At 71.9% G+C, this 25,999-nt stretch carries 29 protein-coding genes; 15 read left to right on the forward strand and 14 right to left on the reverse strand.

Annotated elements, in window-relative coordinates; translation table 11 throughout:
• Positions 1 to 136: 136 nt before the first annotated feature.
• Genes ABGB11_RS10630 through ABGB11_RS10640 form a run of 3 tightly spaced genes read left to right on the forward strand, consistent with a single transcriptional unit; the run spans position 137 to position 2,182 of the window.
• Complete coding sequence (locus ABGB11_RS10630) at positions 137 to 568, forward strand: DUF6069 family protein (protein WP_347631381.1); 432 nt, start codon at positions 137 to 139, stop codon at positions 566 to 568.
• A gap of 28 nt (positions 569 to 596) precedes the next feature.
• Positions 597 to 1,439: a TrmH family RNA methyltransferase gene (locus ABGB11_RS10635; protein ID WP_347631383.1), complete on the forward strand. Its 843-nt coding sequence runs from the start codon at positions 597 to 599 to the stop codon at positions 1,437 to 1,439.
• Positions 1,440 to 1,444: 5 nt separating this feature from the next.
• Positions 1,445 to 2,182, forward strand: a complete 738-nt coding sequence (locus ABGB11_RS10640; protein ID WP_347631385.1) for an rRNA methyltransferase — start codon at positions 1,445 to 1,447, stop codon at positions 2,180 to 2,182.
• A 65-nt stretch (positions 2,183 to 2,247) separates the two neighbouring features.
• Here the strand turns inward: ABGB11_RS10640 and ABGB11_RS10645 are convergent, their stop codons facing one another.
• A complete protein-coding gene (locus ABGB11_RS10645) occupies positions 2,248 to 3,150 on the reverse strand; it encodes a LysR family transcriptional regulator (RefSeq protein ID WP_347631387.1) in 903 nt (300 codons plus the stop codon).
• A gap of 188 nt (positions 3,151 to 3,338) precedes the next feature.
• Here ABGB11_RS10645 and ABGB11_RS10650 point away from each other — a divergent pair, with 188 nt between their 5' ends.
• Positions 3,339 to 3,644 (forward strand): DUF1330 domain-containing protein, encoded by a 306-nt coding sequence (locus ABGB11_RS10650; protein ID WP_347631389.1) that lies wholly within the window; start codon positions 3,339 to 3,341, stop codon positions 3,642 to 3,644.
• A gap of 172 nt (positions 3,645 to 3,816) precedes the next feature.
• Here the strand turns inward: ABGB11_RS10650 and ABGB11_RS10655 are convergent, their stop codons facing one another.
• Entirely contained in the window at positions 3,817 to 5,181 is a 1,365-nt protein-coding gene (locus tag ABGB11_RS10655) for a site-specific integrase (protein WP_347631391.1), read from the reverse strand.
• A gap of 118 nt (positions 5,182 to 5,299) precedes the next feature.
• On the opposite strand from ABGB11_RS10655, the gene ABGB11_RS10660 reads away from it, so the two are divergent.
• From ABGB11_RS10660 to ABGB11_RS10670, 3 genes are all read left to right on the forward strand, one after another.
• Positions 5,300 to 6,514 carry a hypothetical protein gene (locus ABGB11_RS10660; RefSeq protein ID WP_347631393.1) on the forward strand — a complete coding sequence of 405 codons (1,215 nt, stop codon included), beginning with the start codon at positions 5,300 to 5,302 and terminating at the stop codon, positions 6,512 to 6,514.
• Positions 6,504 to 6,770, forward strand: coding sequence for a hypothetical protein (locus ABGB11_RS10665; RefSeq protein ID WP_347631395.1), 267 nt, complete (start codon positions 6,504 to 6,506; stop codon positions 6,768 to 6,770). The genes ABGB11_RS10660 and ABGB11_RS10665 overlap by 11 nt, the downstream gene beginning before the upstream one ends.
• A gap of 123 nt (positions 6,771 to 6,893) precedes the next feature.
• Positions 6,894 to 7,925: a membrane dipeptidase gene (locus ABGB11_RS10670; RefSeq protein WP_347631397.1), complete on the forward strand. Its 1,032-nt coding sequence runs from the start codon at positions 6,894 to 6,896 to the stop codon at positions 7,923 to 7,925.
• 144 nt (positions 7,926 to 8,069) lie between these two features.
• Here the strand turns inward: ABGB11_RS10670 and ABGB11_RS10675 are convergent, their stop codons facing one another.
• The 3 genes from ABGB11_RS10675 to ABGB11_RS10685 all read right to left on the reverse strand — a co-directional run bounded on the left by ABGB11_RS10675 (position 8,070) and on the right by ABGB11_RS10685 (position 10,870).
• Positions 8,070 to 8,630: a DUF1062 domain-containing protein gene (locus tag ABGB11_RS10675; protein WP_347631399.1), complete on the reverse strand. Its 561-nt coding sequence runs from the start codon at positions 8,628 to 8,630 to the stop codon at positions 8,070 to 8,072.
• Positions 8,631 to 8,905: 275 nt separating this feature from the next.
• Positions 8,906 to 9,649, reverse strand: coding sequence for a VOC family protein (locus ABGB11_RS10680; protein ID WP_347631401.1), 744 nt, complete (start codon positions 9,647 to 9,649; stop codon positions 8,906 to 8,908).
• Between the two features lie 48 nt (positions 9,650 to 9,697).
• A complete protein-coding gene (locus ABGB11_RS10685) occupies positions 9,698 to 10,870 on the reverse strand; it encodes an epoxide hydrolase (protein WP_347631403.1) in 1,173 nt (390 codons plus the stop codon).
• 185 nt (positions 10,871 to 11,055) lie between these two features.
• Between ABGB11_RS10685 and ABGB11_RS10690 the strand changes: the two genes are divergently transcribed.
• A complete protein-coding gene (locus tag ABGB11_RS10690; protein WP_347631405.1) occupies positions 11,056 to 11,649 on the forward strand; it encodes a CGNR zinc finger domain-containing protein in 594 nt (197 codons plus the stop codon).
• Positions 11,650 to 11,697: 48 nt separating this feature from the next.
• Here the strand turns inward: ABGB11_RS10690 and ABGB11_RS10695 are convergent, their stop codons facing one another.
• The gene (locus ABGB11_RS10695; protein WP_347631407.1) at positions 11,698 to 12,630 is read right to left on the reverse strand and encodes an RNA polymerase sigma-70 factor; all 933 of its coding nucleotides are present in this window, start codon (positions 12,628 to 12,630) and stop codon (positions 11,698 to 11,700) included.
• Positions 12,631 to 12,815: 185 nt separating this feature from the next.
• Between ABGB11_RS10695 and ABGB11_RS10700 the strand changes: the two genes are divergently transcribed.
• On the forward strand, positions 12,816 to 14,324 hold the full coding sequence (locus tag ABGB11_RS10700; RefSeq protein ID WP_347631409.1) for an MFS transporter: 1,509 nt from the start codon (positions 12,816 to 12,818) through the stop codon (positions 14,322 to 14,324).
• A 90-nt stretch (positions 14,325 to 14,414) separates the two neighbouring features.
• On the opposite strand, the gene ABGB11_RS10705 is transcribed toward ABGB11_RS10700, so the two are convergent.
• Positions 14,415 to 15,371, reverse strand: coding sequence for a LysR family transcriptional regulator (locus tag ABGB11_RS10705; protein WP_347631411.1), 957 nt, complete (start codon positions 15,369 to 15,371; stop codon positions 14,415 to 14,417).
• A gap of 107 nt (positions 15,372 to 15,478) precedes the next feature.
• On the opposite strand from ABGB11_RS10705, the gene ABGB11_RS10710 reads away from it, so the two are divergent.
• Positions 15,479 to 16,900 (forward strand): MFS transporter, encoded by a 1,422-nt coding sequence (locus ABGB11_RS10710; RefSeq protein WP_347631413.1) that lies wholly within the window; start codon positions 15,479 to 15,481, stop codon positions 16,898 to 16,900.
• A gap of 142 nt (positions 16,901 to 17,042) precedes the next feature.
• On the opposite strand, the gene ABGB11_RS10715 is transcribed toward ABGB11_RS10710, so the two are convergent.
• Positions 17,043 to 17,648, reverse strand: coding sequence for a TetR/AcrR family transcriptional regulator (locus ABGB11_RS10715; protein WP_347631415.1), 606 nt, complete (start codon positions 17,646 to 17,648; stop codon positions 17,043 to 17,045).
• Positions 17,649 to 17,744: 96 nt separating this feature from the next.
• Between ABGB11_RS10715 and ABGB11_RS10720 the strand changes: the two genes are divergently transcribed.
• Both ABGB11_RS10720 and ABGB11_RS10725 read left to right on the forward strand, forming a co-directional pair.
• Positions 17,745 to 18,209, forward strand: coding sequence for an ester cyclase (locus tag ABGB11_RS10720; RefSeq protein ID WP_347631417.1), 465 nt, complete (start codon positions 17,745 to 17,747; stop codon positions 18,207 to 18,209).
• Positions 18,206 to 18,697: a DUF3237 domain-containing protein gene (locus ABGB11_RS10725; protein WP_347631419.1), complete on the forward strand. Its 492-nt coding sequence runs from the start codon at positions 18,206 to 18,208 to the stop codon at positions 18,695 to 18,697. Before ABGB11_RS10720 ends, ABGB11_RS10725 begins: the two co-directional genes overlap by 4 nt.
• A gap of 7 nt (positions 18,698 to 18,704) precedes the next feature.
• On the opposite strand, the gene ABGB11_RS10730 is transcribed toward ABGB11_RS10725, so the two are convergent.
• From ABGB11_RS10730 to ABGB11_RS10740, 3 genes are all read right to left on the reverse strand, one after another.
• The gene (locus ABGB11_RS10730) at positions 18,705 to 19,154 is read right to left on the reverse strand and encodes a hypothetical protein (protein ID WP_347631421.1); all 450 of its coding nucleotides are present in this window, start codon (positions 19,152 to 19,154) and stop codon (positions 18,705 to 18,707) included.
• Between the two features lie 148 nt (positions 19,155 to 19,302).
• Complete coding sequence (locus tag ABGB11_RS10735; RefSeq protein ID WP_347631423.1) at positions 19,303 to 20,520, reverse strand: DEAD/DEAH box helicase; 1,218 nt, start codon at positions 20,518 to 20,520, stop codon at positions 19,303 to 19,305.
• Between the two features lie 266 nt (positions 20,521 to 20,786).
• Complete coding sequence (locus tag ABGB11_RS10740; RefSeq protein WP_347631425.1) at positions 20,787 to 20,990, reverse strand: cold-shock protein; 204 nt, start codon at positions 20,988 to 20,990, stop codon at positions 20,787 to 20,789.
• 256 nt (positions 20,991 to 21,246) lie between these two features.
• On the opposite strand from ABGB11_RS10740, the gene ABGB11_RS10745 reads away from it, so the two are divergent.
• Complete coding sequence (locus ABGB11_RS10745; protein WP_347631427.1) at positions 21,247 to 21,471, forward strand: hypothetical protein; 225 nt, start codon at positions 21,247 to 21,249, stop codon at positions 21,469 to 21,471.
• A gap of 46 nt (positions 21,472 to 21,517) precedes the next feature.
• On the opposite strand, the gene ABGB11_RS10750 is transcribed toward ABGB11_RS10745, so the two are convergent.
• Positions 21,518 to 22,252: a TetR/AcrR family transcriptional regulator gene (locus ABGB11_RS10750; protein ID WP_347631429.1), complete on the reverse strand. Its 735-nt coding sequence runs from the start codon at positions 22,250 to 22,252 to the stop codon at positions 21,518 to 21,520.
• A gap of 97 nt (positions 22,253 to 22,349) precedes the next feature.
• Between ABGB11_RS10750 and ABGB11_RS10755 the strand changes: the two genes are divergently transcribed.
• Together ABGB11_RS10755 and ABGB11_RS10760 are read left to right on the forward strand one after the other, a co-directional pair.
• Positions 22,350 to 23,318: an ATP-binding cassette domain-containing protein gene (locus tag ABGB11_RS10755; protein ID WP_347631430.1), complete on the forward strand. Its 969-nt coding sequence runs from the start codon at positions 22,350 to 22,352 to the stop codon at positions 23,316 to 23,318.
• A complete protein-coding gene (locus tag ABGB11_RS10760; RefSeq protein ID WP_347631432.1) occupies positions 23,315 to 24,142 on the forward strand; it encodes an ABC transporter permease in 828 nt (275 codons plus the stop codon). The genes ABGB11_RS10755 and ABGB11_RS10760 overlap by 4 nt, the downstream gene beginning before the upstream one ends.
• A 47-nt stretch (positions 24,143 to 24,189) precedes the next feature.
• On the opposite strand, the gene ABGB11_RS10765 is transcribed toward ABGB11_RS10760, so the two are convergent.
• Together ABGB11_RS10765 and rsgA are read right to left on the reverse strand one after the other, a co-directional pair.
• On the reverse strand, positions 24,190 to 24,705 hold the full coding sequence (locus ABGB11_RS10765; protein WP_347631434.1) for an N-acetyltransferase: 516 nt from the start codon (positions 24,703 to 24,705) through the stop codon (positions 24,190 to 24,192).
• The gene (gene rsgA / locus ABGB11_RS10770; protein ID WP_347631435.1) at positions 24,702 to 25,790 is read right to left on the reverse strand and encodes a ribosome small subunit-dependent GTPase A; all 1,089 of its coding nucleotides are present in this window, start codon (positions 25,788 to 25,790) and stop codon (positions 24,702 to 24,704) included. The genes ABGB11_RS10765 and rsgA overlap by 4 nt, the downstream gene beginning before the upstream one ends.
• Between the last annotated feature and the right edge of the window lie 209 nt (positions 25,791 to 25,999).

Consider the following 25,999-nt stretch of genomic DNA (forward strand, 5'->3'; position numbering starts at 1 on the left):
TCCCCGCGGTCCGACACCGACCAAAGTCGGTGCCCGCCCGTTCCCCGGTCGGGGCGGCTCCCGCCGCCCGCCCGATGCGGCAGGCCCGGCGCGGCGGCGACGCTACGTGCATCGACCGCAACGAAAGGACGAGCACATGTTCATCGGGAACCGCATACGCCGGACGCTGACCGTCGCGGGAGCGGCCGCCGCCGCACTCGCCCTGTGGACGCTGACCGGCCCGGTGGCGGGGCTCGACCCGTCCGCCGAGACCGGCGGGGAGCTGCGCACGATCGGGGCCGCGCCGGTCATCGCCGGGAGCCTGGTCGCCGGGCTGGCCGGCTGGGGCCTTCTCGCGCTGCTGGAACGCATCGCCGCACGTGCGGGACGGATCTGGACCGTCCTCGCCCTGGTGGTCCTCGCGCTGTCGCTCGGCGGACCGCTCGGCAGCGCCGGCGACGGGACGTCCATGGCGGTCCTCATCGGTATGCACCTGATCGTCGCCGCCGTGCTGATCCCCGGGCTCGGCCGGACGGCCCGGGAGGCACGGCCCGTCGAGCGTCCCGAGGTCCCTGTGGCGCACCCCTGATGTGGGACACTGAGCCGTTCTTCGGGCGATGAGCGGACTGGAGCGGTCGGTGGGGGATGTGCTGCGGATCTCGCGGCCCAACGCGCGGTTCCAGCAGTGGGAGGCCCTGCTGCGGAACCGGAACAAGCGGCAGCGGGCGGGCGAGTTCCTGGTGCAGGGCGTCCGGCCGATCAGCCTGGCGGTGGAGCGCGGCTGGCCGGTGCGGGCGCTGATCTACGACGCCCAGCGGCCGCTGTCGCGCTGGGCGTCCGGGATGCTTGAGCGGGCCGGGGCCGAGCGGGTGGCGATGGCGCCCGCCCTGCTGCGGGAGCTGAGCGGCAAGGAGCAGGAGGTCCCCGAGCTGGTGGCGGTGGTGGCGCTACCGGACGATGACCTGGGGCGGATCGCCGTGGGGCCGTCGTTCCTGGGCGTGGTGTTCGACAGGCCGACGGGGCCGGGCAACATCGGCACGCTGGTGCGCTCGCTCGACGCGTTCGGCGGTGCCGGACTGATCGTCACCGGGCACGCCGCCGACCCCTACGACCCCAAGGCGGTGCGCGCCTCCACCGGATCGCTGCTGGCGGTGCCGGTGGTCCGCGTCCGCTCCCACCGCGAGGTGCTCGACTGGGTGCGGCGGGAGCGGGCCGCCGGACGTCCGATCACCGTGGTCGGCACCGACGAGAACGGTTCCGCCGACATCGCCGAGGTCGACCTGACCGGCCCCGTGCTGCTGGTCATCGGCAACGAGACCGCCGGGCTCAGCGCCGGCTGGCGGGAGGGCTGCGACACGATGGCGCGCATCCCGATCGGCGGCGCGGCCAGCTCGCTCAACGCCGCCAGCGCCGCCACGGTCGCGCTGTACGAGGCCGTCCGCCAACGCGGCCGGCCCTGAGCGCCATGGCCTACCGTCACGCGGTCGTCCGGGAGAACTACGAGGACCTGGCCAGCGGCGGCGTCCTGCATTCGGCACCCGGCTTCCCCGCCTTCCCGGTGCGGCTGGCCAGCGAGATGTTCCAGCGTGCCCTGGCAATGCGCCAGGAGTGCTCGGCCGTGGTGTGGGACCCCTGTTGCGGCAGCGGCTACCTGCTCACCGTGCTGGGCCTGCTGCACCCCGGCCAGATCACCGCCGTGGTAGGCACCGACATCGACCCCGCCGCGCTACAACTAACAGGACAGAACCTGGCCCTGCTGTCCGAAGCCGGGCTGCTGGCCCGCGCCGCCGATCTGGACGCGCAGGCCGAACGCTGGGACAAACCCTCCTACGCCGCGGCGGCCCAGGCGGCCCGACGCCTCGTGCGCCGCCTGCCGGCCGGGCAGACCACCGCGCCGCACCTGCATCAGGCCGATGTGTTCGACCCGGAGCAGCTTCGCCAGGCACTGGACGGCCGCCGCCCCGACGTGGTGATCACCGACGTCCCCTACGGGGAGCAGACCGGCTGGCACGGCCCCGGCGGCGCGTCCGGGACGGCGGGCATGCTGCGGGCCCTGGCCGAGGTACTGCCGGAGGACGCCGTGATCGCCGTCGCCGTCCGCGGCCGGAAGCTGCGGCTCGACCACGGCCCCCGCGCCGACACCACATTCCGGATCGGCACCCGGACCATCGGCCTCTTCCGCGCCCGCCCCGCCCCGGCCTGACCTCCCGACAGCCCGGAAAGCCGTCTCGCCACCGCAGGCGTCCGTCTCGCTTGACCTCTTGCGCGTCAGTCCGGCAGCCAGTGCAGCTCGTGCGCCAGGGTTCTGGCGACGGCACGGATGCGGCGGTGTAGTGGCGACTGCTCGCGTGGGAGGACCAGGTGGATCGTCAGGCTGGGCGCGCCCCGCAGCGGTCGCCAGGTGAGACCTGCCGATAGTGCCGTGGCCGCGGCTTCACCGGCCGGGGCGAGGGTGAGCCCGTCGCGCAGGTCGCGCTGAAACATGTCGAAAGAGACTGCGGCCGTGTGGAATCGGGGGTGTGGTCGGGTGTCTCGGAACAGTGCGGCGAACTGATCGTGGATCACGGGGTTGGCCGTACGGTCGGGGAGCCGCAGCGGATACGCGGCCGCGTCGGCGATCTCGATCTCCGGGTGTTCGGCCAGCGGATGGTGCTGCGCCAGCTGAACCCCGATGCGCGCCCGCCGCAGCAGGAACCGGCGCACGCCACGGCCCGGTTGCTCACCGCGGGTGATCCCGGCATCGACGCGGCCGTCGGCGACCGCGGGGGAGATCTCCGGTGTCCCCATCGGGACCGCGTCGACCTCGAGTCCCGGACTACTGCGAATGAGCATGTCCACCAGGGCCGGTACCGTCTCGGCCCCGGCGCTGAGGCTGTATCCGATGCGCAGCGTGCCCAGTTCACCGGCCGCAGCGCTCCGCGCGGTGTCCCATGCCCGGTCCAGCGCCGCCAGCGCGGGCGGCGCGGACTCCGCCAAAGCCGCACCGGCCGCGGTCAATACGACGCTACGCGTGTTGCGGACCAGCAGGGCCGTACCGAGTTCCGCCTCCAATCGGCGCATCCGGGCGCTGAGTGCGGGCTGTGCGATACCGATCCGTGCGGCCGCGCGGGTGAAGTTCAACTCCTGCGCCAACACCAGGAAGTACCGCAGGCTCACCGTATCCGGCGCCACGAGCCCTCCCCGCCGATTGATAACGATCCGTTCTGAGTCTATCCCGTACCGGTCTTTCCCTCGAGTGCACATCAAGCCCTAACCTGCGCATATGCCGAGTCGACCGGCCGCAGTACCGGTCGCCGGAATCGAGCGATCCGAGGGCCAATTCGAAGTCGGACGTGTCCGGCCGAACACAGGAGGTTCCCATGGCTAAGGGCTACTGGGTCAGTGTCTACCCCGCCAATTCCGACCCCGAGAGGCTGGCCGCCTACGACAAGCTGGCCGGCCCGGCTGTCCAGGCTGGGGGCGGGCGCGTCCTGTCCCTCCTCCCGTCCCGTGGCGGTCGAGTCGCCGCTTACGAGGCCGGACTCACGCAGCGCGTCGTTCTGATCGAGTTCGACAGCTTTGAACAGGCCGTCGCGGCATACGAAAGCGAGGCATACCAGAAGGCGCTGGTGGCCTTCCCCGACGGCGTCGAGCGCGACTTCCGCATCATCGAAGGCGTCGACTGACCGGCGGCCCCGGCCATCGCTGAACGGGTAACCGGCGGGAACGCCCGCTGCCGGTGAAGGCCGAATCGGAGCGGGCGCCCTCCATACAGCCGCCTCTCACTTGCCGGTCGAGGCCGACGCGGTGAGCCCGGCAACGACAGAAGCGAAGGCGTCCCACGCGCCATTAGGCCGGTCAAGTCCGGTCGCGGGATCTGGTGCGGTGACCGGCGAGGATGCGGGTGAGGTCGGTGACGGGGGAGGAGGCGAGTTTGTGGTTGGTGTCGTCGTAGCCGCGGGTGGTGCGGGGATCGGCGTGCCCGGCCAAGTCCTGCACCTTGGCGAGCGGGACGTCGTTCCCGAGCAGGGTCGTGATGACGGTGCGACGGCCGCTGTGCGGGCTGAGCCGGTCGGCGGCGGGAAGCCCGGCCAGCGTGGCCTGCCGGCGCAAGATGTTGGTGACGTCGCGCTGGGTGAGCCGCTTGTCGCCGGGCTTGGACGGGTCGTAGGGGTGTGGGGTGGTGACCAGCAGTGGTCCGGGCGGTGTGACACCGTCCGGGTGACGCCTGGCGCGGACGGTCAGGTAGGCGTCCAGGACGCGGCAGACTTCACCGTCCAGACGTACGTAGTCGCGGCCGTCGGGCCCCTTGCCCTTGGCGCGATAGCGCAGCACCCGGTATCCGGCTTCGGTGTCCAGGTCCGTCAGCTCCGCGCCGGTGAACGCCGAGACGCGCAGCGCGGTGTAGAACAGCAGGGCGATCACAGCCGCGTCGCGCCAGGCCGCCTCGGTGTCCAACTCGACGGCGCGGCGCTCCGCGGTGTCGAGCAACCGCGCGGTCTCGGCCACGCTGAGAGTGGGCGCCTTGCGCGCCGACGCGGCGATCTGTGCGCTGGTCGGGCGCCTGACCAGCCGCGTCGGGTTGCGGTCGGTGACGTCGTTGGACTGCAGATAGGTGTACCAGGACGAAACGGCCGCCAGTCGCCGGGCGCGAGTGGCGGCGCTGGGCGGGCGTGACCGGCCGCCGACGGTAACGGTCATGGACGCCGACCAGTCGTCGATGTCCGCCCGGCGCGCGTCCCGCGGATCAAGCCCGGTGCGTGCGCAGTAGTCCAGCCAGACTGCCAGATCGCGGTAGTAGCCGCGGCGAGTCGCGTCGCTGCTCTGGCTGCGCAGCCAGGCGGCGGTCAGCACGCGCAGGCCGTAACGGTCGCCGTCGCGGTCGGGAGGCAACGCGGGCAGCAGTGCGACGGCGTCCCCGATCAGATCCAGGACCGGCCCAGGTGTCGCCGCCGTCGGAGCCGACGCTGCCGCCGTCGCTCGCGCCGACAGTGCACCCGCCACCGCGGGCGTCATCAGGACGCTCGGCGCGATGCCCTCACCACTGGGTTCGTCCATGGGTGCCCAGGCCTGCGCCGGCGCCTCGACTCCCTGCCCCACTACAACGGATTCCGAGGAATCGCTCTCGGACGGTTCCGGCCCGCTCTGGCCGGAGGACGCACCCGGGTCGCCCGTGAGGTCGTGCGTGGCGTCAGTCGCGGGCCGGCCGCCGCTGTTGATCATGCACACCAGGATAACCGTCTTTATCCCGGAGCATCCACAGCTAGATGATTACGCGTTACGCGTGTCACGTTAATGATTAAGCGCGCAGCGAAGCGATTAGGCCACTAAGGTTGTGCAGGTGAGTAGCGAGACGAGCAGCGAAGACGGCACCAGCGGCACCGCCGTCAACGCGCAGGGCGGTAGGGCAAGGCTCTCGACCGAACTCGCGGTCGACGTCGACGCCGAGCGCGGCGGAGAGTCTGGGGAGCTGTCAGCGTCGTCAACTGCGGGGGAGTGCGCTCTGGCCGGCTGCACCGAACCGCTTCCGGTGCGCGGTCGTGGCCGTCCCGCCAAGTACTGCAGCAAGGCCCACGCCGACCAGGCCAGCCGGGACCGGCGCGCGGCCGACGCCGCCGCGGTCGACGAACCGCTTCGTCAGGCCGAGGCCCTCGCCCAGCGGGTGCCGGAGGCCATCAGCGCCCTGCAAGACCAACTGACCTCGCTGCAAGACTTCCTCGCCAAGGCCCAAGCCGGAGCACTGGCCCGAGTCCGGCAGGCCGAGGCAGAGGCGACAGCAGCAGGTCAGGCCGAAGCCGACGCCGAAGCGCGCACTCTCGCCGCCGAACAAGCGCGGGACGAAGCGGTCACCGCCGCCAGAGCGGCCCGCGACGCCCAGCGGGCGGCCGAGGAGGCCTCCGCCCGCGACCATGCCGCCCTGGAACAGGTGCGGGCCGACACCGCCAAGGCGGTCGCCGCACATCAAAGCGCCCGCGACGCCGCCCGCGAGGCCCAGACCGCCGCCGAGGCCGCTCGCGACGCCAAGGCCGCCGAGTTGCGTGACACCCGCCATGCACGCGAGCAGGAACGCGCCCGGCTTGAGGCCGCCGCCCGTGCCCAGGCCGAGCAGATCCAGACCCTCCAGGCCGACCTCGCGCGGACCACCGCGGCACTGGCTGCCGCCCGGGAGGCACTGGCCACGGCTCAAGGCGACACGAGGGCGCAGCAGGCCAAGACCGAGGCCGCCGAACAGGCACGCGACGACGCGATCCGGTACGGACGCGAGGCCGCCGCCCGCGCCGACGACCTGGAGCAACAGCGGCAGACCCTGCAGGCCGCCGCCGAACGGGCCGCTCGGCAGGCCGCCGCCGCGCAAAGCACCCTCGCCTCCCGTGAGGCCCTGTGCGACCGGCTCGAAGCCGACCTGGCGGCCGCCCGCGCCGACGCCTCAGCCCAACGCGAGCGAGCCGCCCGCGCCGAAGCCGCAGCCTCGCAGGCGGCCACGCCGCCCCAGACGTCCGGGACAGTCATCAAGGACGACGATCCAGACGCCACATCCACGCCCGGTGCAGGCTGATGCGCCATTCAGGGAACCCGGCAGTGCTGGCTCGCTTGCCGCGTTCCTTCCCAGGGCCGGGCTCGACCTGCGCCTGGCTTTGAACCTGGACGGTGGACCGGTCGCCTGCCAGAAGGTGAAGGCACGCGGATACCTGCGGGACTTTTGCGGCCGCTACGAAACGGCCGTGCACGACGGTCAACTTCAGTTGCTGCGGCCACTGGTTGACGTCCGACGCTCGCCCCTGCCAATGGCCTTGGTCGCCGTTCAGCGCTGACTACGGATATCGGTTTTCCGAACGAGTAGCCGCAATATGCCGTTTCTGGCAGTGGGCATGTCCGAGCCGGTCGCCCGTGGTGCCTTTGGGGCGTTTGTCCGGCCACGCCCTACAGTGTCGATCATGGGTGCTGACTTGCATGAGAGCGCGGTGGTGGCCGACGCGCACAACGACCTGCTGATGGCGGTGGTGGCCCGCCCGCCCGCACGGTGGGCGTCCTTCTTCAGGGAGCGGTGGCTGCCGCAGCTCCGTGCCGGCGGAGTCGATCTCCAGGTGCTCCCGGTGTTCATCGACGGCCAGTTCAGGCCCGAGGGGGCGCTGCGCGAGACGCTGCGGATGATCGAGTGCGCGCACGCGATCGCCGAGGGGAACCCCGAGGACGTCCGGCTCTGCCTGGACGGGCCGCAGATCGACGCGGCACTGGCTGAGGGGAAGATCGCGCTGGTCCTGGCCCTGGAGAGCATGCCCGGGCTGGACGCGAACGTCGAGCTCCTCGCGACCATGCATCGGCTGGGCGTCCGGATCGCCTCGCTGGCGCATTGGGGACGCACCCCGCTCGCCGACGGCAGCGGCGAGGATGCCACCGCAAGCCGTCTGACCGCCGAGGGCGTCGAGGCCGTGGGCGAGATGGAACGGCTCGGCATCCTGCTGGACATCTCCCATCTGGGCGCGAGGGGGGTGGAGCACGTCCTGGAACTCGCGGCCCGGCCGGTGGTCGCCACCCATTCCAGCGCCCGCGCCTTGCGTGATCACCACCGCAACCTGACCGACGACCAGATCCGGGGCGTGGCGGCGTCCGGCGGTGTGGTCTGCGTGAACTTCCTGCCGGGCTTCCTGGACGCCGATCCGTCCGGCTACACCCTCGCCCGGCTGGCCGACCACATCGAGCACGTCGCGTCGGTGGCGGGCCTCGACCACGTCGGCCTGGGCCCGGACTTCGTCCACGAGGTCTTCACCGACCTCACCCCGCCCTGCTGCGAGGACCTCGCGGCCACCGCCGGGTTCGACGTCATGGCCACCCTCCCCGGTCTGGCCGGCCCCTCGGGCCTCCCCCTGCTCACCAGCGAACTTCTCGCCCGCGGCCTGCCCGAGCGCGACATCCGCAAGATCCTCGGCGGCAACCTCCACCGGCTGCTCGCCACACATCTGGCCTGACCTCGCGCGCCGCAGATACGGCGACCACCAGGCGCCGATCGGCGATCTGATCGGACGCTGCCTGGTGTTCATGGCCGTCGATGTGGTCGAACCCGGAGGTTGGCGCCGGGCGGGCACGCGTGGCCCGCCCGGCTTCAACCTTCGCTAGTAGCCGGCCATCAGGGTGAAGGTGAACCCGGTGCTCGTCGTGCGGCGCAGCGGAATATCGCACTTGATCCGGCGCAGCACCTCGTTCCTGCTGAGGCCGAGCCCTCGCGCGATCAGCCGATCCGGGCGGACCGGGACCGGGTCTTCCAGAACGACCTGCACCTGCACCGGCCACGCCTCGTCCAGCGGAACCGGTGTTGGGTACAGCCGCCACGCGCCCCTCCAGTCGAGGGTGTAGCGGTTGCGCCGGGCGAGCAGCGGATCCAGCAGCCTGGACGTCACCAGTGCCGGATCGTTGACGCGGTAGGCGTGGAGTTCGGCCGGGTCGAAGGATCGGACCGGTACTCGCTCGTGCACGGTGAGCTTGCTCGTCCGGTTGCAGGACACGCATTGAACGAGCAGCCACACGTCCAGCAGCTTGCCGTTGGCGTTGACACGGAACCTGCCCTCGCCGGTCGTGGCCGACTCCGACCGGCAGTCCACGCACCGCAGGGACAGCAGAGGAAGCCTGGTCCGGCGGACGATCCAGGGCAGCCCGATATGAGGTTGTGAAGACATGATCTCTCTAGACCTGACACGAGGCCGATTACGCGCGGCCTCGAACGCTGTATGACCGGGCGCGCCTGGGCAGCCCGGCGGAACCGACGGCAACGTCGGCTACAGGTGAGCGGAAGAAGGTGTCAGGTCTAAAGAGCAGGCGGGGTCACGCGGTCTGTCCTCGGTCCTCGCTACGACGGGTCGTTGGCAACCTAGGGGAGCTCGGAAGGAAGCTTCAAGCGATTTATGACCGAGGTTCCGCCCAGGTCAGCGGGGTCGCAAGGCGCGGGGGCGGCTCAGCCCCCGGCCCGGCCGAGGACGCAGAACTCGTTGCCCTCCGGGTCGGCGAGGACCGTCCACAGCACGTCGCCCTGGCCGAGGTCGACGTCGACCGCCCCGAGGGTCCGCAGCCGGGCCACCTCCGCCTCCTTGGCGTCGACGGGGTCCGGCAGAAGGTCGAGATGCACGCGGTTCCACCATGACCTCTCGCTGGGTGCGCGGAGGAACTCCAGGTACGGCCCGACGCCCTCGGAGGCACGCAGCACCGCGTGATCGTCGTTCACCTCGTGCAGGGTCCAGTCCAGCGCCTCGTCCCAGAACCGTGCCATGGCACGCGGGTCTGCGCAGTCGACCACCACCGCGGCGATCGGCCCGGTGTCCCGGTAGACCTTCCGGGGCTCCAGCACGCAGAACACGTTGCCCTCCGGGTCGGCCAGCACCGTCCATGGGACATCGCCCTGCCCCACGTCCACCGGCGTCGCTCCGAGATCCTTCAGGCGCGCGACCAGCTCCGCCTGGTGGGCCTCGGAGGTGGTGGCGAGATCGAGGTGCACACCGTACTTCACCGTTTCGGGGTCCGGGACCTTGACGAAGTCGATGCAGACGGCGGTCGGGTCCGGCCAGGAGAAGCCCACGGGCTCGAGGTTGGTCACACCCGGTCCCTCGCTGGAGACGCCCCAGCCGAGCGCCTCCGCCCAGAACCGGCCGAGGCTTGAGTCGTCCCCGGCCTTGTAGTTCACCTGAACAAGCTGCAGCGTCATGCGCCCAACCCTAAGCGCAGTGTCGACGGGCGGGGTCTCACCGGGCGTTCACCGGTTGGCGGCCAGTACTGCTGCGAGGCCTTCTTGGAGGTCCTTGACGAAGTACTCGGGAATCTCCAGTGACGGGAAATGTCCGCCCTTTGCGGGGGACCTCCACCGGACGATCTGCCGGTACCGCTCCTGAGCCCAAGGGCGCGGGTACTTCTCGACGTCGCGGGGATAGATGCTGATCGCGGACGGGACGTCGACCCGGAGTTCCGGGTCCATGGAGGCGTGGCTCTCGTAGTAGATGCGGGCCGCCGATGCGCCGGTCCGGGTCAGCCAATACAGGGTGACGTCGTCGAGGATGCGGTCTCTGGAGATCGTCTCGAACGGGCTGTCTTCGGTATCCGACCAGTCGGCGAACTTGTCGAGGATCCAGGCGAGAAGCCCGACCGGTGAGTCGACGAGCGAGTAGCCGATGGTCTGCGGCCGGGTCGCCTGCTGCTTCGCGTACGCCGCCCGGTGGTGCCAGAAATGGTGCGTTTCCTCGGTCCACCTGCGCTCGACGGCGGTCAGCCCGTCCGTGGTCAACCCGGGCGGCCCCTCCGCGAAGGTGGTGTGGATGCCGAGGACCTGCTCCGGGAACCTGCCGGCGATGACCGTGGTGATATTGCCGCCCCAGTCGCCGCCGTGGGCCGTGAACTTGCTGTAGCCGAGCCTTGTCATCAGCTCAACCCAGGCGGCCGCGATCTTCTCGGTTCCCCATCCGGTGGTGGACGGCTTGTCGCTGTAACCGAAGCCTGGCAGCGACGGAGCCACGACGTGGAACGCCGGCGTGTCTGCGTCTTTCGGATCTGCCAGCTCGTCCACCACGTCGACGAATTCGGCGATGCTGCCTGGCCAGCCGTGCGTCAGGAGCAGAGGAGTGGCGTCCGCGCGCGAGGAGCGGCGGTGCAGGAAGTGGATTCCCAGATCGTCGATGGTCGTGCGGAACTGGCCGATCTGGTTGAGGCGCGCCTCGAACGGCCGCCAGTCGTACTCGGTGCGCCAGTAGTCCACGACGTCGATCAGGTCGGCGAGAGGGACCCCCTGGTCCCACCGGCGAGGGGCAGGCGCGGGGCGGTACACCGTCTCGGCCTCCGGCAGGCGCGCCGCGGCCAGTCGCGCGCGCAGATCGTCCAGGTCGGCGTCGGGTGCGTGGGCTTCGAATGCCTGCACGTCGCTGGTCGGACGGGGCATGAGACCTCCTGGCCATCGTGGAACCGGCTAAGACGGTTCTAGTGCGTCATGGTGCCGGCGCGCAACCCGCCGGCTCCGGAATCCTCCGCGAAGCCGCTGGGGCCCGGTCGTGGCCTCCGGCTCGCATGCGGCCCGGCCCCGAGGCTTCGGCGTGCCGGACGGACCATCGGGGCTAGGGTGGTTCCATGCGTGCTGGGTTCCCTGAATTTCGCCTCGGTAGCGTGCTGGCAACCAGCTTCACGGGGACTTTGACGGAGCGTAATGGCGATCCTGTGGAGCGCATTCCCACGCCACAGCGACTCGTCGACTGGCTGGTAGTGAACGGCCTGGCCGTGGACTCCTGCACCGCTGCCCAGCTCGAACGTGCCCGGGAGTTGAGGGAGGCAATTCACGCGGCTGCGACAGCGGCCGCCCTGCAGAACGCTCTCCCCGTGTCGGCGATCCAGGTCATCAATGACTTCAGCATTCAGGGGAGGGCCGCGGCGATCCTGACGCCCGAGCGCACTCGTGAATGGCGATTCAGCTCGGCTTCCTGCGTAGAAGACGCCCTAGGCGTGATCGCCGCCGACGCGATCAGCATCCTCGCAGGTGAGCGGGACGGCAAGTTGGCCTTGTGCGCATCGCCGACCTGCCGGGCGGCTTTCTTCGACACCAGCCAGAGCCGCACCCGCAAGTGGTGTGACATGAACACGTGCGGAAATCGTCAGAAGAAGGCGCGCTTCCATGCCAATCACCGCAAGAACGAGAATTCCGCACGAGCAGGTGCCGGGCAATCCTGATCATGCAGCATTCCCTGAGAACCCCCGGCTCCCATCTCTGACAGCGGATCAGCGGCTCAGAGTGACCTCCTCCTGCACGCGGGACAGCTTCTCGGGATTGCGGACGAAGTAAAGGCCGGTGATCAGGCCGTCCTCCACGCGCATCGCCAGGACGCCGTCGAGTTCCCCGTTCAGATGGATGATGAGGCCCGGCCAGCCGTTGACCTGGACCGGCTCGACCGACGCCTCGCGCGTGAACTTGGTTAGGCCGACGGATAGCAGGCGCCCCACGTTGCGGGCTCCCACGATGGGCCGCGGCACGGTCTGCTTGAGTCCGCCGCCGTCGCTCAGGGCGACGACGTCGGGCGCGAGGATGTCGAGCAGGTCGTGCAGGTCCCCGGTCTCGACCGCTTTCTGGAAGGCGGCGAGTGCGGCTCGGGTGTCGGCGGGGGAGACGACGACGTCGCGCGGGCGGCGGGCGGCGACGTGCGCCCGCGCTCGGTGCGCGATCTGGCGGACGGTGGCGGCGTTCTTGTCGACGGCCTCGGCGATCTCGTCGTAGGCCAGGTCGAACACCTCGCGCAGGACGAACACCGCCCGCTCGGTCGGGGAGAGCGTCTCCATCACCAGCAGCATCGCCATCGAGACGCTGTCGGCCAGCTCCACGTCCTCGGCGACGTCCGGCGTGGTGAGCAGCGGCTCGGGCAGCCAGGGGCCGACGTAGGACTCCTTGCGGCGGCCGAGCGTGCGCAACCGGGTGAGCGCCTGGCGGGTGGTGATCCGGACCAGGTACGCCCGCTGGTCCCGGACCGTCTCCAGGTCGACGCCCGCCCAGCGCAGCCAGGTCTCCTGGAGGACGTCCTCCGCGTCCGCGGCCGAGCCGAGCATCTCGTAGGCCACGGTGAACAGCAGGTTGCGGTGGGTGACGAACGCCGCGGTGGCGGAGTCCACCCGCTCGCCGGGCGTGCGAGGCTCGTCCGCCCCCGTGTTGTCCTCGCTCATGGCCGGCTCCTCCGGTCTTGACAGCTCCACACGCACAAGACACCGGTACCCATCGGTTTGTGACGGTGACGTACGACACATCACGGTGCTGTCACAGCGTTCGGACCACCGGCATCTCCATGTGCGTCAGGACGCCGCGCCGACGGGTTTGTGCGGCACGCACCTTCGCGGACAAGGACGCACTCATGGCAACCACCAAGGCGCAGGGTCCGGCGGTCTCGTCGCGCCGCTGGGCCGCCCTCGTCTTCATCGGCCTGGGCCAACTAATGATCATCCTGGACGCCACCGTGGTGAACATCGCGCTGCCGTCCCTCCAGCGGGACCTCGGGATCTCCGACGGCGACCGGCAGTGGATCATCACCGCGTACACGCTGGCGTTCGGCAGCCTGCTGCTGCTCGGCGGCCGTATCGCAGACTACACCGGCCGCAAGCGGGCCTTCCTGGTCGCCCTGCTCGGCTTCGCCGGCGCCTCGGCGCTCGGGGGCGCGGCGGCGAACGTCGAGATGCTGCTGGTGGCCCGTGCCCTGCAAGGAGGGTTCGGCGCGCTGCTCGGGCCGTCCGCGCTGTCGCTGCTGACGGTGACGTTCACCGAGCCGAAGGACCGCGCCAAGGCGTTCGGGATCTGGGGCGGCATCGCCGGAGCGGGCGGCGCGGTCGGCCTCCTGGTCGGCGGGGCGCTGACCGACTACCTGGACTGGCGCTGGTGCCTGTACGTCAACATCCCCATCGCCCTGGTCGCGGCGGCCGGCGGGTTCGCGCTGCTGGAGGAGTCGCGGCGCGACGGCAAGGCCAGGTTCGACGTCCCCGGCGTGCTGCTGGTGACCGGTGGGCTCGTCGCGATCGTGTACGGCACCGGCCAGGCCGAGTCCGACGGCTGGGGCTCGGCGAAGGTCGTCGGCCTCCTGGCCGCCGGTGCGGTGCTGCTCGCCGCGTTCGCCCTCGTCGAGAGCCGGGTCCGGGAGCCGCTGCTGCCGCTGCGCGTGGTCGCCAGCCGCACCCGCGGCGGCGCCTACCTGGCCGTGGGCACGGCCGTCATCGGGATGTTCGGCGCGTTCCTCTTCATGACCTACTACATGCAGGTCGTCAAGGGGTACTCGCCGGTGAAGACGGGCGTCGCCTTCCTTCCGATGGCGACGGTGGTCCTGCTCTCGGCCGGCGGGCTCACCACGCGGCTCCTGCCCAAGCTGCCGCCCCGCGCGCTGATCGTGCCCGGGATGGCCATCAGCGCCGCCGGCATGCTGTGGATGGTCACCCTGGAGACCGGCACCGGGTACGCCTCCGGCGTGCTGGTCGCCCAGCTGCTGCTCGGCTTCGGCGCGGGCCTGATCATGCCGGTGGCGATCAACTACGCCACCCACGGCGTCGACCGGGACGACTCGGGCGTGGCCTCGGCCACCGTCAACACCGCGCAGCAGATCGGCGGGTCGATCGGCACCGCGCTGCTGAACACCATCGCCACCAGCGCGACCGTGGACTACCTGGCCTCGCACGGCACGAACCCCGCCACGGCCAGGCAGGCGGTGGTGGAGGGGTTCGCGACGGCCGGCGCGTGGGCCGCGGGCATCATCCTGGTCGGCGGGTTGATCGTCGCCGTGCTGATGAACACACCGCGTCCCGACCACCGGGCCGCCGTCGAGGACGCCGATGGCGCTGGGGACGCCGGCAGCGCCGATGCGCTGGTCGCCCACCCCTGATCTCCGGCGGACCACCCCGATGCGGCGTGGTCGAGGAACGCTCGGGATGCGAGGTTCCTTGGTCCCGCCGCCGGCGTGCCCGCCGTCGGCTCAGGCGTCCGGGCCGCCGGGTGTGGCCGGGAGGTTCGCGGCGACGTCCGCGAGGGCGCGGATGCGGGTGCTCTCTCGGGCGGTCACCCAGATGGGGCCGATCGGGATCGCGGGCAGATCGTGGATGGGAATGAGCGTGAGGTCGTGGCGGTGGGCCAGCAGCGAGGTGAAGGCGTCGACGCTCGGGTGGACGAGGTGCCCCCGGGCGGCCGCGGCCGTCATCACGCCGTAGGCGTCGTCGTCACCGAGATCGTAGGTGCGGTGGATCGGCCTGCCCGACGGGGTGGCCGGCGGCACGAAATGGTCGAAGAGGGCGCGGGGGAACCGGGGCGGCCGCGCGGTGGTGCGGCGGCCGGCGAGGTCTTCCACCGAGATCGAGTCCTTGGCCGCCAACGGGTCGGCGGCCGCGGCCACCAGCACCCGGGCGGCGTGGTGGATCGCCGGGCCCGCGGTCAGGTCGGACTCCTCGTCGGGATCGAGGACGAGATACGAGATCAGTACGTCGATCTCGTTGCCGCGAAGCGGTTCGTAAAGGTCGGCGTACGGGACGTTGCTCAGGGAGAGGCGCCTTCCGGGGTGGCGGGCCTCATATGCGCGGATCAGTCGGCTGAGGGCCTCACCACCGGTCGGCAGCAGGAATCCGATCCGCAGCGTTCCGCTGACCTGGCGGGCCTCGGCCCGGGTGTCGCGGAGAGCGTCCTGGAGCAGGCGGTACGCGGGTTCGGCGTCGGTGCGGAGGCGCCGGCCCAGCGGGGTGAGGCGGACCCTGCGGCTGGTGCGCTCGAACAGCGGGGCGCCGATGTGGCGCTCCAGGGCGGCCACGGCCCGGCTCACCTGTGGCTGGGTGAGATGCAGCCGGTCGGCGGTGCGTCCGAAGTGCAGTTCGTCGGCCAGCGTCAGGAAGACCTCCAGCTGCCGTAGGTCCATCGTCGGGGTCTCCCAGCCCAGGTCGGTCACGATCCATGCGGCGTCCGCATCGATCGTTGCACAGATCGGTGTTGCCGACCGCTTCCGCCGATGACCACTCTCATAGGCACGGCTGCTCCTCCAGGTCTGAGGTCTCCATGACACATGTGCTCAAGACTCCGGTCACCTCCGCCGGCGGGCTGCGGTTGTCGCAGCCCGCCGGCCGGTGGGTGGTCGTGGCCACCGCGCTCGGTGCGGGGCTGGTGCTGCTGGAGACCACGGTCCTGAACGTCGCGCTGCCGGCGATCGCGCGCGACCTGGGGACGGGCATGGCCGGCCTCCAGTGGACGGTGAACGCGTTCGCGCTGGCGCTGTCCGCGCTGATCCTCTTCGGCGGCGCGCTGGGGGACCGGTACGGGCGGCGGCGGACCTACCTTGTGGGCCTCGTTCTGTTCGCGGTCGGCTCGCTGCTCGGCGGCTTCGCGCCGGCCGTGGGCTGGCTGGTGGCCGCGCGGGCGCTGCAGGGCGTCGGGGCCGCGCTGCTCGTCCCGGGGTCGCTGGCGCTCATCCAGGCCGCGTTCCGGCCCGCCGACCGGCCGCGGGCGGTCGGCGCCTGGTCGGGCATGAGCGGGGTGGCCGGCGCGGCCGGGCCGCTGCTCGGCGGCGTGGTGGTCGATGCCGCGGGATGGCGCTGGGTGTTCTGGATCAACATCCCGATCGCCGCCGTGGTGGCGGTACTGGTGCTCCGCCACGTCCCCGAGACCCGCGACGAGGCGGTGCCCGGCCGCTTCGACGCGGCAGGGGCCGCGCTGGCGGCGATCGGCCTCGGCGGCCTGACCTACAGCCTCACCGACGCTTCGGGCGGCCTGCCGGTCGCCGTGGCGGCCGCCGCGATCGGCGTGCTCGCGATGGTCGCCTTCGTGCTGGTCGAACGGCGTGCCTCGGCGCCCATGCTGCCGCTGGGGCTGTTCTCCGTCCGGGAGTTCAGCGCGGCGAACCTGGCGTCGTTCTGCCTCTACGGGGCCGTCGCGGGGCTGTTCTTCCTGCTGCCGATGCAGCTTCAGATCACCAGCGGTTACTCCCCGCTGGCCACCGGGATGGCGCTGCTGCCGATCACGGCCGTCGTCCTCGTGCTGTCGCCGCGCGCGGGCACGCTCGTCACTCGCGTCGGTGCCCGCGTCCTGCTCACGGCAGGGGCCGTGGTCTGCGCGATCGGGACGCTGATGGCGGTACGGGTCGGCCCGGACGCCTCGTACGTGCCCGACGTGCTCCCGGTCATCGCCTTCACAGGGCTGGGCATCTCGGCGATCACCGCGCCGATCAGCGTGACGGTACTGTCCGCCGTGCCGGACGGCCGCGCCGGCATCGCCAGCGGCGTCAACAACGGCGTCGCCCGCGCCGCGGGGCTGCTGGTCGTGGCCGCGCTGCCGCTGCTCGCCGACTTGCCCGAGGACGCCACTCACAACCCGGAGGCCTTGAGCCACGGGTTCGGCGTGAGCATGGTCGCCTGCACCGCGCTGTTCCTGCTCGGTGCCGCGGTGGCCTGCTGGGGGATCGGTCGCGCGCCCAGCTCGCGGTAGCCGGAGGGCGTCTTACTCAGGTGTCTGCCGCCCGTAGTGCTCGGCGACGGCGGTGAACGCCTCCTTGGGATCTGACGACAGCCCCTCGTGCGGAAGCGCGGGACGGCGCCGAGCTGACCGGGCGGCCCGCCCGTCCGGCGCTTCAGCGGGCGAGAAGGCCGCCGATCACCTGGCGGACCTTGGCCACGGCTCCGGTGTCGCCGGCGCGCAGGGCGGTGTTGGCGGACATCAGCACCGCGTCGATCTGGAAGGCGGCCAGGTCGGCGTCCAGCTCCGCGATCTCGCCGGCTCCGGCGGCGTGCCGCAGCTCGCCGGCGAGGACGGACAGCCACTCGTCGTGCTGGCGGAACAGGGCGTCGCGGACGGGCCCGGGGCGGCTGTCGAATTCGGGCAGGTTCGCCGCCCAGAAGCAGCCGCCGGTGAACAGCGGCGTTTCCACGTAGACGATCCAGCGCTCGATCAGGGCGCGGAGCCGGGTCACGCCGGGAGGCTCGATTAGGGCAGGAGCGACGACCGCCTCGGCGAACTGCTCGGCCGCCGACTCGACGGCCGCGAGCTGCAGGTTCTCCTTCGTCCTGAACAGCGTCTGGATGCCGCTCTTGGACAGCCCGAGGTCACCGGCCAGCCGCCCGAGGCTGAGCCCGTTGAGCCCTTCGAGGGACGCGACGTCCACGGCGTGGCGTGCGACGGTCCGCCGCGTCCGCGCACCGCGCACCAGGCGCCCGTCCGTCACCGCTGCGTCGTTCATCGGCGCCATCCTGCCATATACGCGGAAAGTAGACATACGACCGATCGTATGTTTAACTCCGAACCCGGAAAGCGGCCGCACACCAGAGGAGGGCCGATGGACGGAGATCGGATGATCGAGCTGGCGCAGGCACTGGCCGTGGCGAAGAGCCGCCAGGACGTGCCCGCGGCCATGCGGCTTCTCCACCGCGACATGGTGCTGGAGACCCCCGCCTTCGGCACGAAGGCGAGGGGCGCGGCCGAGAACGAGAAAGTGCTGACGCTGTTCTTCACTGCCTTCCCGGACTACGACGTCGAGCTGGAAGGCCACGCCTCCGACGCGGACTCGCTGGTGTGCTGGGGGACGGTGCGGATGACCATGACCGGCGACCGGTTCGGCGTGGTGCCGAACGGCCGCCGCGCAGAGCTGCCCGTGTTCATCCGGTTCACGTTCAAGGACGACCTGATCGCCGGTGAGACGTTCTTCTTCGACCTGGCGTCACTGTGCGCCCAGAGCGGCGTGTCGACCGACGCCGTCCGGAAGCTTCTGTTCGGGGACGCCGTGGCGGGGGACGTGCGGTGACCTCCGACCCACGCATCAAGCCGATCGGCGGGATCGAGACGGAGCACCTGTTCGACATCGTCGTCGACCTGGAGCCTCCGCTCGTCATCGGCGGGCCGTCCGGGCAGCGTGTCCTGTTCGGCAGCGCAGGCGGGACGTTCGAAGGCCCCGACCTGCGCGGGGACGTACTGGCGGGCGGCGGTGACTGGGCGGTGTTCCGCCCGGACGGGTCCATGATGCTGGACGTCCGGTTGACCCTGCGCACCCACGACGGCGCCCTGGTGCAGATGACCTACGGGGGACGCTGGGTCGTCCCGCCGGAGCTGCGGGCCGATATCGCCGACCCTGAGAAACGCCACCGGGTCGACCCGGCCCGCTACTACTTCCGCACCAACCCGCTCTTCGAGACCGGGTCCGATCAGTACGCATGGCTGAACGGCATCGTCTGCGCAGGCTCGGGGTACCTGGTCGAGGGCGGCGTCGCCTACACGGTCTCCCGGATCCTCTGAGGACCGGTCACCCGTAGCTGAGCGGCAGCGACGGCCACACGAAGGCGTGCGCGTACCAGGCGCCCGCGTCGCCGCGGGCGGGCCGCCTGCCGTAGGTGACCGCGATGGCGGCGATGTGGGCCCCGCGTCCGCCTTCGCCGTCCGCCGCGTCGTCGCCGGACGGACCCCCGGCCGTCTGCTGCAGGATCTCTCCCAGCAGCAGGCGGGTCGGCGCGTGCAGCTCCAGCCGCAGGACGAGCGAGCCGCGGCACCGGGCGGTCGTCCGGGCGACGAAGTCCTGCAGCAGCGGCGCGAGCCGATCGGTGAGACTCGCCGCCGCCGGACCCGGCTCCCACACGTGCAGCGCGTTCTGGACGATCGAGCGGACGTGGCCCGCCGCCGCCCGCCCGCTCGGCAGCTGCCATCGGCCCGTGTGCGCGACGGGCCGCGATGCACCGGGGCCGGGAAGGATCGTCATGTGCGTCTCCGATCACGAACATGCTCCGGGTCCGCGGACCCGCGCCCGGCGGCGCCGGACGGCACGAATCGTCACCTCATCGGATTGGTGCCCAGCGTGCCCGCGCTCATGCCACCGGCATGGCGCGGATCGCCCGGCGTACCGCAGGTCAGGTGTTCTTTGACGATACGCGCCGGCGCCGGCCGCCGGAGCGGTTCCGGCGCGACTCGCCGACCGGTGCCGGGGCGCCGGTGCCCGGGGAGCGCGCGCCGGTGATCCTGGCGAGCTCGCCGTCGCCCGGCCGTACCTCGCTCGCCCGCGGGGTGATGCCGGCAGCGGCCATCAGCGCGTCGGTCTCCCGGCGCTGGTGCGGCAGGACGAGGGTGACGACGGTGCCGGGCCGCCCGGCGCGGGCGGTGCGCCCGCCGCGGTGCAGGTAGTCCTTGTGGTCGTCGGGCGGGTCGACGTTGACGACCAGGTCGAGATCGTCGATGTGGATGCCCCGCGCGGCGACGTTGGTGGCGATCAGCACGGCCACGTCGCCCGTCCGGAAGCCCGCGAGGGTGCGGTTGCGCTGGGACTGGGTCTTGCCGCCGTGCAGGGCCGCGGCGCGGATGCCGCGGGAGGCCAGCTTGCGGGCGAGCCGGTCCGCGCCGTGCTTCTTGCCGACGAACATGATCACGCGGCCGTCGCGGGCCGCGATGTGCGCGATCGTCTCGTGCTTGTCGGTGTCGCTGAGGTGCAGCAGATGGTGTTCCATCGTGGTGACGGCCCCGGCGGGCGGGTCGACCGAGTGCGTCACCGGGTCGGTGAGGAACCGCCGGACCAGCTTGTCGACGTCGCCGTCCAGCGTCGCGGAGAACAGCATCCGCTGGCCGCCGGCGGGAGTCTGCTCCAGCAGGCGGGTGACCTGCGGCAGGAACCCCATGTCGGTCATCTGGTCGGCCTCGTCCAGCACGGTGATCTCCACCTGCTGGAGGCGGCAGTCGCCGCGCTCGATCAGGTCGGCGAGCCGTCCCGGGGTGGCGATCAGGACGTCCGCCCCCTGCGCCAGAGCGGCGGACTGCCGTCCGATCGACATCCCGCCGACGACGCTGAGCAGCCGCAGGCGGACGGCGCCGGCGTACGGGGTGAGGGCCTCGGTGACCTGCTGGGCCAGTTCACGGGTGGGCACGAGGACCAGGGCCAGGGGACGCCGGGGCTCGGCGCGCCGGCCGGTGAGGCGGGCGAGGAGCGCGAGGCCGAAGGCGAGGGTCTTGCCGGACCCGGTGCGGCCGCGGCCGAGGACGTCCCGGCCGGCGAGCGCGTTCGGCAGCGTCGCCGCCTGGATGGGGAACGGCGCGGTCAGGCCCTCGCGGGTCAGGGACGCCAGCAGCTCCGGCGGCATCCTCAGCTCGGAGAAGGACGTGACCGGAGGGAGGCCCGGAGTCGCGGGCGAACGCCCGCCGTCACCGTCCGGGCGGGTGCCCTGGCGGTGACGGCCGGGGCGGGACCGCGCGGTGCGGCCCCGGCCGGATGATCGATTCGATCGGTCAGAAAACGGCAAGGTGGAACCTTCCTCGCAGATAGCACCTGTCGAGGAGTGCTCCGCTGCGCGACAAGGCGGCGCAGCGGGAAGCCCTCAAGGGGCACCCGCCGCGCCGCCGAAAAAAATCAGGCGGGGACGATGTTCTCCGCCTGCAGCCCCTTCTGACCCTGGGTGATGTCGAAGGACACCTTCTGGCCCTCCAGGAGCTCGCGGAAGCCCTGCGCCGCGATGTTGGAGTAGTGGGCGAAGACGTCGGCGCCGCCGCCGTCCTGCTCGATGAAGCCGAAGCCCTTTTCGGCGTTGAACCACTTGACGGTGCCGGTGGCCATGGTCATCTCCTTCTGCTCTGTCCCGGTCCCACACCTTGTGGGTCCGAGGACGCCGCGATGACCCATCCGGAAGATCCAGAAAAACAAAAAGTGCGCCTGTGGTAGATCCGCAGGCGCACGCAAATGCTTGGGAACCGCAACTGCACCGAACGTTACCACACGCCCCGGTGATTCCCGGGGGGGCGGCGCGGGAGAATTCCAGATCAAAAGCGGATCCGGGTCCCGCAACGCCCCGGAGGGGCGCATACTGGCGGTGATGAAACCCCGTCGAGCCGCACGGCGGCGACACCTGCCCACCAGCCCCTTCGAGCCACCGCCGCCCGCCCCGCCCGCCAAGGTGTTCGGCGTGGCGGACCGCGTCACCCACGACAAGTACGGCCTCGGCCGCGTCACCGAGGTGGAGGCGCACGCCGTCCTCGTCGACTTCGGAGCCCGCACGGTCCGGATCCTCGCCCCCTACGCCAAGCTCTTCCCGCTCTGAGGCGCGGCGCGTACGCCGCTCCTCGCCGGTGTGATCGCCGCCGGGTCTACGCCTTTCCGGTCCTGTCCGGCGGCAGGGCGCTGGCGATGCAGTCCAGCACGCGCTCCAGGCCGTAGCGGAACTGCTCCTCGGTGGTCATGTGGGGCAGGCGCGCGTCCACGACGATGCGCTTGAACATCGGATACTGGCCGGTGTCGAGGAGCTTCCTGACGTAGGGGCCGCTCTCCATCATCCAGTGCTCCGGCGTCATGCCGCGCTCGCTCTCCTGCCTCCAGGCGATCTCGCCGCGGACGGCGCGCTCGACGTAGCCGTTCAGCATCTCGATCAGGGTGAGCATGTCGTCGATGGGGATGCCGACGTCGAGGGCGCCGAACGCGAACTCCATCAGCCGCAGCCGGTTCGGGCCGAACGTCGCGCGCGGGCGGACCAGCCCCGCGAGCCAGGGGTGGCGCAGCCCCACCACGCGGGTGTTCTCGGCGATCAGCGTCAGATCGGCGCGCCAGTCGCCGCTCGGACGGTCGGGGATGTCCATCTCCAGCGCGGCGTGGTCGACCATCAGGTCGATCAGGTCGTCGCGGGACGGCACGTAGCGGTACAGCGACATGGCGCCGGTGCCGAGCTCGGCCGCGATCCGCCGCATCGACGCCGCCTCCAGGCCCTCGGCGTCGGCGATGCGGATCGCCGCCTCGGTGATCTGGGCGCGGCTGTAGGCGGGCCGCGGCCCCCGGCCCTGCCGTTCGGGGATCGACCAGATTCCGCCGGACCGCTCGCCGCCTGCCACCTGACCTCCTCGCCGTCCGTCTCCGAGCATCCTAGTTGCGTACATCGTACTCGGTTGTTTACCGTAGCTGCGTACGCCGTACTCAGAAGGAGGGATCGTGACGGACGAACCGATCGTGGTGGCCGAGTCGCTGCGCAAGCGCTTCGGGGACACCCAGGCCCTGGACGGCCTCGACCTGGCGGTCCCCGCCGGAACGGTCTGCGGGGTCCTCGGGCCCAACGGAGCCGGCAAGACCACCGCCGTGCGGATCCTGGCGACGCTGTCGGACGCCGACTCCGGGCACGCCCGCATCGCCGGGTTCGACGTCGCCCGCCGGCCCGACCAGGTCCGTGCCCTCATCGGGCTGGCCGGGCAGTACGCGGCCGTGGACGAGAAGCTGACCGGGCGCGGCAACCTGCGCATGTTCGGCCGCCTCTACCACCTGCCGCGCCGCGAGGCGCACCGCCGCGCGGACGAGCTGCTGGAGCGGTTCGGGCTGATGGAGGCCGCCGACCGGCAGGTGGCGGGGTACTCCGGCGGGATGCGCCGTCGCCTGGACCTGATCACCAGCCTGATCCTGCGCCCGCAGGTGCTGTTCCTGGACGAGCCCACCACCGGCCTCGACCCGCGCAGCCGCGGCGAGATCTGGGACGCGATCCGGGACCTCGTCGCCGACGGCACCACCGTCCTGCTCACCACGCAGTACCTCGACGAGGCCGACCAGCTCGCCGACGACATCGCCGTGATCGACCACGGCCGCGTCATCGCCACCGGCGCCCCCGACGAGCTGAAGGCCTCGATCGGCGACCGCCTCGACGTCGTCCTGGCCGACCGGGCCATGGCCGGCGCCGCCGCCGACCTGCTGCACACCCTCGCCGGCGCGTACCCCGCGCTGGACGGCGACCGCCTCTCGGTGCCGCTGCCGCCGGGGACCGTGCGGCTCGCCGACGTCGTCCGCGACATCGACCGCGCGGGCGTCGCCGTCGGGGACGTCGGGCTGCGCCGCCCCACCCTCGACGAGGTGTTCCTGCGCCTCACCGGAAACGGCGCCGGCACCCCCGAGCGTGAGAAGGAGACCGTCCGATGACCGCGATCACCGCCCCCGCGTCCCCGTCCGGACGGCTGCGCTGGGCGTGCGCCGACGGGCTCACGCTCATCGGCCGCGAGATCAGCCGCATCCGCCAGGAACCCGGTGAGCTCATCGCCGCCCTGATCTTCCCGGCGGTGATGGTGGTGCTGTTCGGGTACGTGTTCGGCAGCGCGATCTCCGTGCCCGGCGGCGGCAACTACCGCGAGTACCTGATGCCGGGCCTGTTCGCGATGGTCACCTTCACCTCGACCATGGCCGTCACCCTGCGCGTCGCCACCGACGCCTCCCGCGGCGTCATGGACCGGTTCCGCTCCATGCCGATGGCCCGCTCGGCGGTCCCGTTCGGGCAGACCGGCGCCGAGATCCTCAACGGGATCCTCGGCATGGTCATCATGTCGGTCGCCGGGCTCGTCGTCGGCTGGCGCGCCCACAACGGGGTCTGGCAGACCGCCGAGGCGTTCCTGCTGCTGGCGCTGATGCGGTATGCGCTGAGCTGGGCCGGCTGCTACCTGGGCCTGGTGGTCAAGAACGACCAGACCGCCGACCAGCTGATCCCGCTGGTGTTCCCGGTGACCATGCTGTCCAACTCGTTCGTCCCCACCGGCGGCATGCCGAAGCCGCTGCAGGTCATCGCCGACTGGAACCCCGTGAGCGCCCTCACCGCCGCCTGCCGCGAGCTGTTCGGAAACCCTGGCGTGTCGACCGGGGACGCGGCGTGGCCGATCGCCCACCCCGTCGCCGCCAGCATCGGCTGGTCGCTGGTCCTGCTGGCGCTGTTCGTCCCGCTGTCGGTGCGGACGTACCGGCGCCGCGGACGCTGAAGGTCCCTGGCCCGCGGACGCAACCCGCGGGCCAGGGACCTCGGCGGTCAGACGCCGAACGGCGCCGGATACCCGACCGTCCCGGACGGCACCGGGCCCGGCCCGTCCAGCACCAGCACCATCAGCGCCTCGTCCGGCACCTCGAACGGCGCGGTGACGCCCAGGCCCGACGCGCGGACGAACCCGAACCGCGGGTAGTACTCCGGATGCCCGAGCACCACGACCAGCCGCTCGGCGCCGGCCGCCGCCCGCCCGGCCGCGGCGTCGAGCCCGGCCCGGACGGCGGCGGTGCCCGCGCCGCACCGCTGGAACTCCGGCAGGACCGCCACCGGCGCCAGCGCCAGCGCGGCCTCCCCGCCGACCGTGCACCGCGTGAGCAGCGCGTGGCCGGCGACGCGCCCGTCCGGGGCCTCGGCGACCACCGACAGGCCCGGCACCCAGGCGGCGTCCCCGCGGAGCGCGTCCACCAGATCGGCCTCCTGGACGGTCGGGAACGCCGCGTCGACCACCGCGCGGATCGCGGCGGCGTCGCGCGCGGTCTCCGGCCTCGTCGTCCACCTCATCGGTTCCGCCCCCGCTCCCGGTACATCTGCCGCTGCCAGCGGGTGATCGCCTTGCGCTGGTTCTCCCGCTCGGCGCGCAGCCGCTCGTCGCTGCGCGACGCGGCCCACGCGTTCTCCCGCAGGAGCTTGCGGTAGCTGTCGAGGCGGCGGCGCGGCAGCGTCCCGTCCTCGACCGCGGCCAGGACGGCGCAGCCGGGCTCGGTGCGGTGGGCGCAGTCGCCGAAGCGGCACGCGGCGGCCAGCTCCTCGACGTCGGCGAACGTCCGCTCCAGCCCGTCGGACGCCTCGAACAGCCCGACGCCGCGGAGGCCGGGCGTGTCGATGAGGACGCCGCCGCCGGGCAGCGGCAGCAGCTCGCGCCGCACCGTGGTGTGCCGGCCCTTGCCGTCGGTCTCCCGGACGGCCGCGGTCGCCAGGACCTCGCCGCCCAGCAGGGCGTTGCCGAGCGTGGACTTGCCCGCGCCCGACGGCCCGACCAGGACCACCGTCCCGGACAGGACGGCCAGGACGGCGTCGACGCCGTCCCCGGTCGCGGCGCTGCATGCCACGACGTCCACGCCCGGGGCGGCGGCGGAGACCTCGATCTCCGCCTCGGCGGTGCCGGCGACCTGGTCGGACTTGGTGAGGACGACCACGGGCCGCGCCCCGCTCTCCCAGGCCAGGGCGAGCAGGCGCTCGACCCGTCCGAGGTCGAGGCGGGCGGCGAGGGAGACGGCGATCGCGACGGTGTCGACGTTGGCGGCCAGCACCTGGCCGCGCGAGTCGCGGGACGCCGACGACCGGACGATCGCGGTGCGGCGCGGCAGGAGCGCCGCGACGGCGGGCCGCCCGTCCGGTCCGGACGGGTCCAGCGCCGCCCAGTCGCCGGTGCACGGCGCCGCGAGCGGGTCGCCGGACGCGGCGGCCGTACCCGTGGAGGCCCGGACGGGGCCGTCCTCGGTGACCACGTCGCACAGGCCGCGGTCGACGGCGGCCACGCGGCCCGGCGTCAGGCCCGCGGCGCGATGAGAGGTGAACGCGTTCTCCAGGGTCTCGTCCCAGCCATAGGCGGCCAGACGGGACGAACCCGCGAACAGTGAAGACAACGGAATGGAACCCTCACGTGAAGGGGCCCCGGCGTGGACGTGCCGCGGATGCGTGAGCGCGGAGGTCAGCCGGCGGCCCAGGGAAGAAGGACTGGCTGAGTGCTGCGGGCAGCAACCACCGCGGCAACGGCCATACGTCCTCACCTCCCTTTCGGTTCCGGGCGCGACTCTACCGCCCCCACCCTGCCCGGCCAAGCGGATTACCGGGC

The sequence above is a fragment of the Actinomadura sp. B10D3 genome (genome assembly GCF_039871695.1).
Taxonomy (GTDB): Bacteria; Actinomycetota; Actinomycetes; order Streptosporangiales; family Streptosporangiaceae; genus Spirillospora; species Spirillospora madurae.

What these genes read in the sequence shown, in the direction of transcription:
- ABGB11_RS10630 (WP_347631381.1), top strand. Translation starts at nt 137, where the DNA reads ATGTTCATCGGGAACCGCATACGCCGGACGCTGACCGTCGCGGGAGCG.
- ABGB11_RS10650 (WP_347631389.1), top strand. Translation starts at nt 3,339, where the DNA reads ATGGCTAAGGGCTACTGGGTCAGTGTCTACCCCGCCAATTCCGACCCC.
- ABGB11_RS10680 (WP_347631401.1), bottom strand. Translation starts at nt 9,649, where the DNA reads ATGACGCTGCAGCTTGTTCAGGTGAACTACAAGGCCGGGGACGACTCA.
- ABGB11_RS10715 (WP_347631415.1), bottom strand. Translation starts at nt 17,648, where the DNA reads ATGAACGACGCAGCGGTGACGGACGGGCGCCTGGTGCGCGGTGCGCGG.
- ABGB11_RS10675 (WP_347631399.1), bottom strand. Translation starts at nt 8,630, where the DNA reads ATGTCTTCACAACCTCATATCGGGCTGCCCTGGATCGTCCGCCGGACC.
- ABGB11_RS10765 (WP_347631434.1), bottom strand. Translation starts at nt 24,705, where the DNA reads ATGAGGTGGACGACGAGGCCGGAGACCGCGCGCGACGCCGCCGCGATC.
- ABGB11_RS10635 (WP_347631383.1), top strand. Translation starts at nt 597, where the DNA reads ATGAGCGGACTGGAGCGGTCGGTGGGGGATGTGCTGCGGATCTCGCGG.
- ABGB11_RS10670 (WP_347631397.1), top strand. Translation starts at nt 6,894, where the DNA reads ATGGGTGCTGACTTGCATGAGAGCGCGGTGGTGGCCGACGCGCACAAC.
- ABGB11_RS10690 (WP_347631405.1), top strand. Translation starts at nt 11,056, where the DNA reads ATGCGTGCTGGGTTCCCTGAATTTCGCCTCGGTAGCGTGCTGGCAACC.
- ABGB11_RS10695 (WP_347631407.1), bottom strand. Translation starts at nt 12,630, where the DNA reads ATGAGCGAGGACAACACGGGGGCGGACGAGCCTCGCACGCCCGGCGAG.
- ABGB11_RS10735 (WP_347631423.1), bottom strand. Translation starts at nt 20,520, where the DNA reads ATGCCGCCGGAGCTGCTGGCGTCCCTGACCCGCGAGGGCCTGACCGCG.
- ABGB11_RS10685 (WP_347631403.1), bottom strand. Translation starts at nt 10,870, where the DNA reads ATGCCCCGTCCGACCAGCGACGTGCAGGCATTCGAAGCCCACGCACCC.
- ABGB11_RS10760 (WP_347631432.1), top strand. Translation starts at nt 23,315, where the DNA reads ATGACCGCGATCACCGCCCCCGCGTCCCCGTCCGGACGGCTGCGCTGG.
- ABGB11_RS10745 (WP_347631427.1), top strand. Translation starts at nt 21,247, where the DNA reads ATGAAACCCCGTCGAGCCGCACGGCGGCGACACCTGCCCACCAGCCCC.
- ABGB11_RS10740 (WP_347631425.1), bottom strand. Translation starts at nt 20,990, where the DNA reads ATGGCCACCGGCACCGTCAAGTGGTTCAACGCCGAAAAGGGCTTCGGC.
- ABGB11_RS10640 (WP_347631385.1), top strand. Translation starts at nt 1,445, where the DNA reads ATGGCCTACCGTCACGCGGTCGTCCGGGAGAACTACGAGGACCTGGCC.
- ABGB11_RS10700 (WP_347631409.1), top strand. Translation starts at nt 12,816, where the DNA reads ATGGCAACCACCAAGGCGCAGGGTCCGGCGGTCTCGTCGCGCCGCTGG.
- ABGB11_RS10710 (WP_347631413.1), top strand. Translation starts at nt 15,479, where the DNA reads ATGACACATGTGCTCAAGACTCCGGTCACCTCCGCCGGCGGGCTGCGG.
- ABGB11_RS10720 (WP_347631417.1), top strand. Translation starts at nt 17,745, where the DNA reads ATGGACGGAGATCGGATGATCGAGCTGGCGCAGGCACTGGCCGTGGCG.
- ABGB11_RS10655 (WP_347631391.1), bottom strand. Translation starts at nt 5,181, where the DNA reads ATGATCAACAGCGGCGGCCGGCCCGCGACTGACGCCACGCACGACCTC.
- ABGB11_RS10730 (WP_347631421.1), bottom strand. Translation starts at nt 19,154, where the DNA reads ATGACGATCCTTCCCGGCCCCGGTGCATCGCGGCCCGTCGCGCACACG.